Consider the following 12,117-nt stretch of genomic DNA (forward strand, 5'->3'; position numbering starts at 1 on the left):
ACGCCAGCAGCCGTGATACGGCACGATGACAACGGAACTCCTGGTCATCAACATCTTGTGCGACGGGTTCCGCGGATCGAGCTTCCCGCCGAGTTCCGGCACCCACAGATCCACCCCGTACGCGGCGAACCGAGGAGCGATCAACGAGAACTGGCTACCGAACCAACACCGCGTCCCCTCCTTACCACCACCGCACTCCAGCCCCGGTCCGGCCGCTTCAACTCCGCCAGCAACCGCGACGCCTCATCGCGCCGCTTCCACGGCACCGACCGGGACTGCCCGATATCGAAGAACTCAACCACGACATGCCCGCCGAGCGGCCGGACGAACTTTGTCCTCGATCGAGCACCGTCCATAGAGCGCCACCGGCCCGATCCTCTCCTCAACCTCGACCACCGGCTCGACCCCGAGGATCTCATCGCGCGTCGCCCACGGGGCTCGGCTGATCTCAGGTGTGGCGGGTGCCTGCGCCAGCTCGTTTGCGCTGGTCAAGCACGTTGTCGACCTCAAACGCGCAGCCGCCGCTCCTACTTCGTCATCATCCACATCCACAACCACTTCGCGCACGCCGCGTGGTTCGTGTTGGATAGATGCTTCTCACCCTCCCGCACTGCGCTGATTCCCCATAAAGTTATTCAGTGTAATGACCAGAAAATATCAGGCATGGGAATGAATTATCTCTCGGTTCTGTGGGTCAAACATCGAGACTCGATGCTTTGCCGCCAGTTGTTCTAACACAGGCACAACTTCCTGCACGCGAGAAAATGAGATGTTGACAATGACATACTCGGCTGTTCCGTAGGGCGACGCGGACCAAGGCGACTCATCCAAGTTTTCCTCAGTCATATCACCATAAGTCTTCACGACCTCCGCGAAGAATCTCTCAACCTCGGGTGCACTAGTTACGACCCCATTCTCGCCCTCTTCTCCCAGACGTTCGTATATCTCCAACGCCTGCTCGGCGGTTGATGGCACATCCTCGTACCAGAATGCCAGGTCAAAACTCATCGCATCTCCTCGTCAACGCAGCATAGTGTGTTCCTGGTAGGGTTCCTGTCCCAGACTACCGGTCGATCCACACGTCGAACACACCGACCAGGGTACGTCCATCCTTGGTCTGCACACTGTTCCCTGGCGAGTTCAGCCACTGATCGAATGCTCGCTGCCCATCCTTCTTCTTCGCAGACCCGCCTTTTGTTTCGATTCCATACCACTGACCGTCGATTTGCACTGTTCCATCATACTTTCTCGCACCGACACCCGGGACCCTGACTCCAGTTTCCCCCCGCCTCACAATCGCACCATCGAGCTCCAGATGCTCCCAAGCGGTCATTTCGTCGGCAGCACCATCACGTCCAGGTTCCCCGCTGCGCTTGGCGTACTTGCCGTCAGCCGAGCGGGGAACACCAGGACAGTTGTGCACAAGCAGTGCGGTATCGCCCGCTAGTACGTAGTACGCGTGGATATCACTGACAGTTAAGTTGTATACCTTTTGATACTGACTGTGGTGTCGCACTTTGGAAACCAAGCCGCTGCTTGCGCCTCGTGAGAACACGATATCTTGTTCTCGGAGTCCGCCTGCGGCGACCCATCGAGCTTGGTTGGGCGACCAGAACAGATGGCTCGCTGTGGCGACGACTGTGCCGCGGTGCTCTCCGTCACCAACGGTGATCTCCACCAGGCTCTTCTGGCCTTGTCCCGCGATGGTCGCCAGCACGGGTTGCCGGCTGGTTTCGCCAGTCTCGGGATCGGTGGCAAGGACTTTATCGCCGAGTTCGAGCTCTTCGATTGGTTTGCTGGTTCCGTCGGCCATCAAGACCCTGGTGCCCGGAGCAAAACTGTGTCCGAGTTTGCATGACTGTTGGCCCGTGTGTGCGATTTCGGCGGCCTCGTCGACGCCTTTGAGGAGTTTGGCGCCGGGGATGGCGTTGGAGGCGAGCCAGGCGCAGCCTTCGACGCTACCGCCCATACAGTCGACCGCGTCGGGAACGGGAGTGAGGGCGTAAATGAACTGGGCGAGTTTGACCAGGCCATCGCCCCAGACGTCGGGGTGGCATTCTTCGGCGTTGCCCTTGGTGGCCTGGCAGACGATGCGCCAGGCCTCGCCGCTCTGGAGGGAGAACTCGAGAGCTTCCAGGCGCGAGAACTTCATCGAGCCGCGGTAACCGAACTGCCGCAGCGACTGCAGGGCTTTCTTGTTCAGGGACTGGCCCAGGATCGGCGAGCCCATGTAGAGGGCGTGGCTGGCCTTGCCCGGGTCGGCGCCGTACTTCTTCTTTCGCGCATTGTTGTACTGCTGGGCCTTCTTCGGGTTGGAGGTCCAGGCCTCACCCTCGTACGGGCAGTTCGTGGTACCACCGCAGATCACGCGGAGACCGTTGGGGTCGGTGAACGTGATCGGGCTGTTGTTGCTGTAGGTGTAGCCGTTCATCTGTTGCGAGTCGGTCACGCTCATCAGCGGGTCGACGGAGATGAACCTGCCCAGGGCCGGGTCGTACTCGCGGGCGCCGAGGTGGGTGAGGCCGACGGTGGAGTCCGTGCTACCGCCGACGAATCCGCGTTCGCCCGGCCAGGACGCGGGCACCGATCCGCGTGCCGAGCCGAACGGCAGGTGACGTCGTTGGGTGACCTGCTGGGTGGTCTGGTTGATGGCGATCTCGGCGGTGCCGTTGCGGTCCGACGACAGCCATGACAGCCCCGCCGAGGTGCGCACCGCGACGGTCTGCCCGCCGTGGGTGTAGTAGCGAGTCGTCCTCACGTCCCGGGTGTGGCGGTCCAGACGGATCTCCTGGCCGCCCAGGTAGAGGGTGACCGCGTCCGGGGTTTTGCGGAGCAGCCGCGTCCCGTCGGCGGTGTAGACAAAGGATGTCTCGGCACCGCTTTCGTCGGTCACGCTGGCCAGGTGGCCTTCGGCGTCCCATTCCAGGGTTTGGTCGGGGCGGGTGGCAGTGTTGCCGGTCTCGTCGTAGGAGAACTCCTCGAGCCGGGTGCCTCCCGGCGAGGTGGTAGTCACCGAGTTCAGGCGGTGTCCGGTGCTGGCGTAGGTGCGAGTGGTGTCACCGCCGAGGGCGTGCTGGGTCTCGGTAGCGCGGTTGCCGACCTTGTCGTAGGTGTGGCTGTGCCAGTACGGCGCTGGTCCGCCCAACCCAGTGACGGTGGGGTTCGTGCCGCAGCCCGTGGTCGGGGTCCAGGCCTCGGTCAGGCGGCGGAGGTGGTCGTAGCGAAAGCACTGAGTGTCGGTCGGCTTGTTGACCGGCTTGTCCGCTACCGAAAGCACCTTGCCGGCGTCGTCGTAGGTGTAGTGGTAGTCGGCGAGCATTGGGGTCGGGACCTCGGCGTCCACGACGGTCTGCTTGACCCGGCGGGTGTCGTCCTCGAAGTAGTGGGACAGCCAGGCACGCTTGGTGCCCTCCCCCAGTTCGATACGTTGGGCCTCGCCGTAGCGGGTGTAGTTCGTGCTCAGCACGTACTCCACCGTCGTGTTGTCGATCCCGCCCCAGGTCTGGGTGGGCAGGCCGAGGTTGTTGTAGGCGTGCACCACGCCTTCGTCGTCCAGGTCGGCGGTGGCGGCGTGGGACTCCGAACCCAGCGATCCATCCGCCCGGTAGGTCAGGTATGACGTGTAGCTGCCGGCGAGTTCGCCTTCCGCCTCCGGTATTTCCACGGCGAGGATCTGGGGCTGGTAGAGGCCGTCGTAGCCGTCCACCCTCGTCGTGTACGCCGAGGAGCCGATGTACCGGGTCGCGGTGGCTAGCTGCCCTTTCGCCCAGCGGACGGTGTCATACGTCCAGTCGGCAACTCGAACCCCGGTGGCCGAGTCACGGTGGAGTGCGGTCTGTCGGCCGAGCGCATCGTAGGAGTACGCCAGTGTGGCACCGCGGGCATCGGTTGACGACTTGAGCTGGCCGGCATCGTCGTAGACATAGGTGGACTCGCCCCGATCCGGATCGTCCTCGTAGACCTTCCGCCCGCGCAGGTCGTATCGGTAGGTCCACACGTTGCCACCTGGATCGGTGATCGTGGCCAGCTGCCCCTCGGACGTGTAGCCGTATTTGGTCGCGTCGAAGCCGGTCGGGTTGTGCTGGCGCAGTTCGGTGGCTCGGCCGCGAGCGTCGCTGATCGTGGTGGTGCGCACGCCACCGGTGGGTGGAGTGACGGTGGTTCGGTCTCCGCCGTAGGTGGTGGTGGTCTCCCAGCGTTTCTGGCCGAATCCGTGGAAGGCTGTGGACACGACCCGTCCGGCACCGTCGAACGAGGTGACGTTGGCGCCCGGGACGGAGTTGTCCAAGGGCAGCCACACCTGGGTGTTGACAGCGCCGCTGTTGAAGTACGGCTGAGTGACGCGTGCCGGCCGACCGTGGGAGTCATAGCGGATGTCGGACAGCAGGCGCCCACCCCCGACGGCAGGAGCCTGCGTCTGGCGCTTGCGGAGCAGGCCGTCGTACAGGTCCGTGGTAGTGGTGAACCCGCTGTTGGGGTTGATCGCGGTCGTGGTCACCGAGTTGGGCCCGTTGGTGCGGACCTCGTAGGCGAACCGGTAGTTGCCGATTCCGTACTCGGCCTTCGGTCGGTTCGGCAACCACACCTGCGTTGTACGGCCGAGGGCGTCATAGGTGAGGTCGGTCCGCTTTGTGTTCGTGTCAACGATCGCAGTCGGCAGCCCGCGTCGCGGGTCGAAGGTTGTCGTGGTTGACAGGCCTTCTGGAACGTTCGTCACAGGTGGCGTGGTGACCACGAGCTGGGTGGTCGGGCCACCCAGCTCGGGGGTGTACGCAGTCCGGGTGGCGTTGCCGAGCGCGTCGACGGCCTTGGTGACCCGGCCGTGGTCGTCGTACTCGGTCGTCGCGGTGGTGACGTAGGCGGGGCCCGCCGCGGGACGTGTTGTGGCGACTCGGGTGGTTGTCGCGTTTCCCGTGGTCGGTGGCGTGTCGTCGCTCCGGCCGTCGTAGTAGGTGACGGTGTCACCGATCGCATCCTCGGGGAACGCCGGCGTCTCGCCACACTGACGCGACACCGTCTCGACCCGGGACGGAAAGTCGATCAACCAGGCTGTCGTGTTAGGTCGATAGCTGGTCCTGGTGCACAGGTCGTCCGCCGCGGTGGCCTCATCGCCCAGGTCGCTGACCGAGGTCGGCAAGCCATAGGTCTGGTCGTAGTCGGTCACCGTTCTGGTGACACGGCGGCCGCCCGCCGCGAGCGTGGTGTAAGTCTTCGTGGTGCCGGCCTGCACGATGTACGCCTTGAACGGCCCGCGGGTTGCCGTCGGCCCTTCAACCCAGGGCGTGGTGACGGTCTTGGTCAGTCGTACAGGATCGGTTTGGGTGGAAGGAGCCTCCTTCTCGAAGGTAGCCGTCTCGTACTGGAAACCTTGCAGCCACTCGGAGTCCGTGCGGCCCACGTTCTCGCTGTCGAGCAACGTCACCTCGCGGGTGCCGGTGGGCAGTTTGTCGCCGTGCATGCCCCGGTGGAACCGCTGCTCCGTCATCGTTTTTGGACCGTCGGCACCGGAACCCTTGCGTATCCGGACTCGGCTGAAGCCGCGGAACTCGTTCCAGTTCTTCTTGTCCTCGTTGACGAACTCCGAGGTGTCCCAGTGCCAGGCCGCTCCGTCGAGATACTCGTAGGTGGTGTTGACCGCGAGCGTTCCGGCGATCCCGTCGTACTCGTCGATGGACCTGACGACGTACTTGTGGAAGTAGTCGGTGCGTTCGGGGGACATCGGCGGTGTCCACCGGACCGGGAAGCATCGCTTGGTGTTGGTGTGCGCGTTGGCGGGCATCGAGGAGCCGTGTACGCAGTCCGGTTCCTCGTACCCGATCGACGTCACTCCTCCGGACTCGGAGATGATGGCGTTCATCCGGAGCCGGATGAGCTTGGAGTAGCCGTCGGTGCCGTGGACCCTGTTCGGCTTGCGGACCCCGTCGAACGTCACCTCCGGTAGTTCGATCGCGGTAGTGCCGGTGTGCCCGGTGTGTTTGATTCCCTTGAGCCACATGGCCGGCTTCTCACCGTCGCCGGGGTCCGGGAAGATGTGCCGCAATGTCCAGCTGTCCACTGCGACGAGCTGTCCGTTGTGTCGTGCTTTCGTGGTGACTGTCGTGAGGCGCTTCGTCGTCCAGAACGACGGTGCCCACTTGTCCACACAGGTACCGCCAGTACAGCGGAGGTCGAGGGGAACGTCGGGCAGGTTGGCCGGCTTGCTGAACGGGTTTGTTGTGCAGTCCGTGCCCGGTACGCATCGGTCGGCGACGGTGAAGCTGACCTGGCCGGAGGCGGGGATGGCCGCGTCGTCCACCCGCAGGCCGTAGTCGACGTGGTCCAGCCAGCCACTGCGGACGTACTCGGTCGCGGCGCTGTTCTTGTTTCGGCCGTAGAAGTTCGTCTCGGTCTGGTAGTGGTACCGCACCATGTTGCCGTGCCGGTCGACGACCTTGTCGAGGTTCCAGCGGTACGCCTGGTTGCACCACGACCCGGCGAACCCCTCCGCTGGCTTGTTGCAGGGCTCGCCCGCGTCGTCGCCGTACACCGGAACGGTCCAGGTGGACTTCGACGCGGAACTCGACCCGTAGAAGTACTGCGTTCCGTCGACCGTCGTGACCTTCCACGTCTCGTGGTCGTTGTCCTCATTGTCACCAGTGGTGAGGTGCTGAATCCGTGAGCCGTCGTCGTTCTTGGCCTTCCAGGTCGAGCTCTCGCCCACCCGAACCAGTTCGGAGCCGGAGCCGTTGAGGGACAGCACGGCGTTGTCCGTGTGCCAGCACAGGTCCGCGGGCTTCGGGTCCGCCACGCCTTGGAGGTCGTCGGCGCAGCTCCGGTAGCGCCGTTCGATGAACCCGGGCCACAGGCTCCACCCGTCCCCGATCCAGGAAGCCTGATTGTTCGTCGAGCTGGTCAGCCCGTCGACAGCGCCGGAGGAGTATGACAGGCCCAACGTGGGCTCCAGCCCACCGGGGGACGGCGGCACCGGCAGCGGGTACGCCCAGGTGAAGTCTCCTGTTTGGCCAGACACCTCCCAGGATGCGGACCTGTTCAACGACGTCGCGGTGTACGTTCCCGCTCCTGGCAGGGTGGTGCGCCCAGCCTGTTCGCCGGACAGGGCGCCGGGCGCCGTCTGGTCTCCCGTCGCCGGCGTGTGGCGTCCCGCCTGGCTGCCACCGACCGAGGGGGTCGTCGGCAGCGGAACCGACGGACCATCCTGTGCCAGGGCGACGGCCGGCTGGGTCACCTGCAGGAGCGTCGCGGTCAGCACCGCGATCAGGAAAAACGCGGCGCCGCGCATAACCCGCATGACATTCCTTCCGCCCAACGAGAACAGTCTCGACATCTGGCTTCGTCGGTTCACGGCGAATCCGGCGTCGGCGCGGCCGCCAGTACGTGTCCCAGAAGACGGTCCGCAGTCTGCCCCTCACAGTTCTCGCTGAGAGAATTGAACCGTTGGACCGCGCCGTCGTAGCCGACAGCGGACAGACACCGGTAGAGCGGCAAGGTCAGCAACTCCGGTGGTGGTGTGGTGTACACGTACCCGCTGGCAGACAACAGCTGCTTCCCTTCGCACCCCGGATCGATCGAGGTGAACCGATCCGTGTCATCGCGACAACTGAACAACGGTTGGGTCCCGGGTAGCGAGACCAGCGGCACCCAACCCTGCGGTCCCTCCAGGAGGTAACCGGGCGTGGTCCCGTCGAAGGTGGTCCAGTGGTCATCCCCGTAGGGTCCCTGGTAGCGAGCCAATCGTGCGTAGGCCACCGTGTGACCGAGGACTACCTGCTCTTCGGTACCGGTACCACACGTCAGGGCGTCGAATCGGTCACCGGCGCGTGCGCACCGGCGCAACGGCACGGTCGGCATGCCGGCTGGAGGTGTGGTGTAGACCCGTCCCACCTCGCCGAGCAGGACGTCACCGCCGCACGCGCTGTCGGTCGAGGTGAACAGGTCGGTCCCCGATCGACAGGAGTACAGCACGTGGGTACCGTCCTGCATGTCGGTAGCTGGCATGCCCAGCGTTCGCTCGAACCGGTAGCCCGCGCGTATGGGTTCGCTCGTGGGCGCCGAGTACCGGTCGCCGGCTTCGTTGACGAAAGCACCCAGAGATCCGGAGATCGGGGGCGACCAGCTCGCGAGGCGCGCGATCTGCGCGTCGGGAAGCATCCCAAGATCCGCTCGTGCCTCGTCGACGGTCCCGGGGAAGAACTCCGCTCTGGCACCGTTGACCTTGCCCCGACCGACCGTCAGCCCGCCGGCCGCCGCCCACAGCGGCTGATAGTTCCGGGTGCCGGCAAGCCTGCCATCGACGTAAAGCCGTAGTTGTTGGGCAGCTCGGTCATAGACGCCGGCGAGGTGCACCCACTGGTTCAGCACCGCCGGCTGCGCTGACGACGTGAACGTCAGCGCGGCACCGTCGGTGTCGCTAGCCCGGGATCCGAACACCCACCGCCCGTTCTCTGGTCGGTACTGCAGAACGAAGCCGCTCATCCGGCTGCCATCCTGCGCCAGGACGGTCGCGACCTGATCACCTCGGGAGAGCCGCGCCCAGGCCGACACTGTGAAACTGTCCCTCATGGACAATCCTTGCAGGCTGGTCGCGGCGCCGCCCGTCACCCCATCGAACTGCAGCGCTACTCCGCTGATTCCCGGTGTGAACGTCACTCCCTGCGAGGAGAGGAAGAGATCGGTCCGTCCGGTGTAGTCCCGATTCCCGTCGTCGAACCGCCACGATCCCACCGTGACCCACGAGGCGCTGTCGTGTACCAACCGGATCTCTCCGTCGGTCAGGGCGCCGGAGAACACCCGCACGTCGTCGACGCCGCCAGCGAAGAAGCCCATGGTCGCACCGTTCCACCTCCCCCGGCCGATCGTGAACGGACCGCTAGCGACAGTCGCTTTCACTCCACTTCGGTGGCCGACCAGCATGCCGTTGACGTAGAGCCGCAGCTGGCCGGTACCGCTGCTGTCGTAGACCACGCCGAGGTGGGTCCATTCGCCGAGCCAGCCGGACTCGGTGGAGGTGAGCACCTTCGTCGCGGGATTCGCGGTGTCGCTCTCGGGCATCACCACTGCCCACCGCTTCGCCGTGGTGTCGTACTTCAGCTGGAAGGAGCTGGCGTGGTTGCCGTCCTGAGCGAGCACGACCTTGTCGGCGCCGCCCTGCGTCGTGAGGTACACCCATGCGGTGGCTGAGAAGCTCTGCCCGTCCCGCACCACCGGCTCGGTGGTCTGGGCGTAGCCGTCGCCGTCGAACCAGGCGGCCCGATCTCGACGTCCGGCTGGCCAGTCACTCGAGGTGCCGGTCCCCCCGTGGATCAACGCGTGCCTCTGGTACTCGCTCGCGTCGTTGGCGACGTTGCCACTACCTTCGTTGAAGGTCCACTCACCCAGATCCGTCTCAGGCAGCGTGGGCGGCGCCTGCTCGGCTGGGAACGACTGGTACAGGGTGCCCACCCGGGTGCGGTCCAGCGCTCCGGTGTACAGGCGGACGTCGTCCACGCGGCCCGGCCAGTACTCGACCGGTTGGTCATCGCTCAGGCCGCGCCCGACCACCAGTCCGCCGCTGCTGTTCCAGGCCGAGGGGAGGTGATTGTCGTTCTGTCGCTCCCCGTTGACGTAGAGCCTGATCAAACCGCTGGGTTGGTCGTACACGCCGACCAGGTGGACCCATTGCCCGACCTCGGACGGGGTCGTCGACACCGCGGCGAGCACCTCCGGCGTTCCCGCCGTGTCCCCGCTCGCCATTTCGAAGGTCCATTGCCCGAACGCGTGGGTGTCACGCGGTGGTCGGTGCCTGAGCTGGAACTTGCTGGCGTGCGTGCCGTCGAGGCTGACCGCGGTCGCCGGCACGCTGGCGTCACCCAGGTACAGGTATGCCGCGACCGTGAAGCTCTGGTCGGTGCGGAGGTCCACGCCGGTAGTGCTCACGACACCCGTACCGGTCAAACCCACCCCGTTACCGACGCGGCCCTGTCCGAACGACGCTCCGGCCGACAAGGTCCCACCGCGTGCTCCGACGGAGTCCGCCGCACTGGCACCGCTGATCTCGTCCAGCCGCCAGTGGTGCACCAAGCTCAGGTCTCGCCCGGCCTTGGTTCTGATCTCGTCGCCGAGCAACGGCCGGGTGTACACGGACACGTCGTCGATCGCCCCCGCGAAGTATTCGGCGTACGCGCCGTTGTGCCGACTTCGTCCGATGTGGAGCTCGCCGGAGGCCGGGGTGGAGGGGGTGTGCGTCGCGGCCCCGACCAGCACGCCGTTCACGTACAGCTCGAGTCGCCCCTGCATCGCGGATCCCACTGGGAACGTGCTGTAGACGCCGGTGAGATGTGCCCAGACGCCCACCTGCACGGCACCCCCGACCGCCTGGTCCAACACGGGGTTGTTGGCGTCGGTTCGCGGCATACCGAACGACCATTGGTTTGCCGCCGTGGAGCGGAGGACGAAACCACTGGCCTGGCGGCCATCCTGGGACACCACAGTCGCCTGCCGTCCAGGCTGATCGACTCTGACCCAGGCGGTCACCGAGAAGCTGCGATCGGTGTCCACGGACTTTGGCGCGTGGACGTACTCGTCGGAGGCACCGGCGAGCAACAGTGCGAGGTCGCCGGGCGATGGGTTGGCCGACTGGCCCGCTGTCCACGCGGGATCGCCCTCGACCTTGCCGTTTCGAGCCGCGGTGGAGTCGGTCCCGTCTCCGTCCAGCTTCCACGTTCCGGCGGTGACATCGTCCTGGGCGACGATTCCCTGCACCTCGTCCGGCGAGATCACGCGGCTGTAGACCCGTACCTCGTCGAGTAAGCCGTCCCACGGCCGTTCGAGCTGCCCGGCGACGAGGGCCTGTCCGGTGCGGAACCGTCCGGCGGCGTGCCATGGGGTGGTGTAGGCGACGGTACTCTCCAGCTCTCCGTCCACATACAACTGGAGCTGCTTGGACGCGGCGTTGTGCACCCCGACCAGGTGGGTCCACTCCGTGCTGACCGCATTGTCGGATCGAGCGGCAACCACCGGAGCGGCGTTGGCGTCGGAGGTCGGCATACCGAACGACCAGGTTCTCGTCGACTCGTGGCCGAGGCAGAATCCGGAGTTCCGGGCGCCGTCCTGACAGATCGCCGCCCTGTTCACCGCCTGGGTGTCCGACAACTTGACCCACGCCGCGACCGAGAAGCTCTGGTCCGTGCGAACGACCGGTCCGTGCGTCGTGGCCGAGCCAGGACCGCCTCCCGCCCCGAACTCGACCGCCCCGCTTTCGGCCACGCCGCCCTCGACGAACGCCGCGTCGTCGGCGAGCACGGCCATGTCGCCGCCCTCCACCGCGTTGCGCGCCGTGGTCCCGGGCTCCGGCAGCTCGATTGCCTCGTCGAACTTCCAGTGCGCGACCTGGACGTTGTTCCGGCTGACGCTCGCCCGGAGCTCCTCCTCGGGCAGAGGCCGGTCGTAGAGCTGGACCTCGTCGAGCATCCCGAACCACGCGTTGGTCGCGACACCCGACGACATCTCGCCACCGACGCGGACCTGGCCGGTAGCAGCCCAGGACGTGATGTGCGGGACCGTCCGGGAATGCTCACCGTTGACGTAGAGTCGGATCTCCTTCTTCCTGGAGTCGTAGACACCAGCGAGATGGGTCGGCGTACCGGGCGTCGCGGCCAGTGCCGACGACGCAAGATCAACGGTCGCGGATGCCGAGTCCGCCTGGGGCATCGAGAAGAACCACCGTCCGCCGTCGGCGGGTCGGTAGCCCAGCTGGAAGCCGCTCGTCTGGCTCCCCGACTGGCTCACCGCGGTGCGACTGGCGTCGGCCTGGTTGAGACGCACCCAGGCCGCCACGGTAAAGCTGGCATTGGTGGCGACCGCGTTCGCGGCCGTGACGGTACCTCCGCTGAGGACGATCGCGTTTCCAACGGGTCCTTGGGCATAGGAGCCAGCGCCCGTGAGGGTGCCGTGCCGGTCACCGAGGAACGCGGTGTCCTGCGTATTGCCCTCGAAGGACCACTGCGCGTATGCCCCGTTGCCTGCGCGGACGTAGATCCGGTACGCGGTGACCGGGCTCGGGTTGCCGGCCCGGTCGACGGCGCGGACGTACAGGGTCTGAGAGCGTGTTTGAGATCTTCATGGTGTGGTGAACTGGCGTGG

General features: G+C 65.7%; 3 protein-coding genes. All 3 read right to left on the reverse strand.

Features of this window, described 5'->3' with window-relative positions:
• Positions 1-657: 657 nt before the first annotated feature.
• The 3 genes from BU204_RS39785 to BU204_RS37190 are packed head-to-tail and all read right to left on the reverse strand — an operon-like array spanning position 658 to position 12,069.
• The gene (locus BU204_RS39785; protein WP_143230035.1) at positions 658-1,008 is read right to left on the reverse strand and encodes a hypothetical protein; all 351 of its coding nucleotides are present in this window, start codon (positions 1,006-1,008) and stop codon (positions 658-660) included.
• A 55-nt stretch (positions 1,009-1,063) separates the two neighbouring features.
• Positions 1,064-7,288, reverse strand: coding sequence for a polymorphic toxin-type HINT domain-containing protein (locus BU204_RS37185; protein WP_158073578.1), 6,225 nt, complete (start codon positions 7,286-7,288; stop codon positions 1,064-1,066).
• Between the two features lie 50 nt (positions 7,289-7,338).
• Positions 7,339-12,069: a LamG domain-containing protein gene (locus BU204_RS37190; protein WP_332888619.1), complete on the reverse strand. Its 4,731-nt coding sequence runs from the start codon at positions 12,067-12,069 to the stop codon at positions 7,339-7,341.
• Positions 12,070-12,117: the final 48 nt, after the last annotated feature.

This window comes from Actinophytocola xanthii (genome assembly GCF_001921205.1).
GTDB classification, from domain to species: domain Bacteria; phylum Actinomycetota; class Actinomycetes; order Mycobacteriales; family Pseudonocardiaceae; genus Actinophytocola; species Actinophytocola xanthii.

What these genes read in the sequence shown, in the direction of transcription:
- BU204_RS39785 (WP_143230035.1), bottom strand. Translation starts at nt 1,008, where the DNA reads ATGAGTTTTGACCTGGCATTCTGGTACGAGGATGTGCCATCAACCGCC.
- BU204_RS37185 (WP_158073578.1), bottom strand. Translation starts at nt 7,288, where the DNA reads ATGCGGGTTATGCGCGGCGCCGCGTTTTTCCTGATCGCGGTGCTGACC.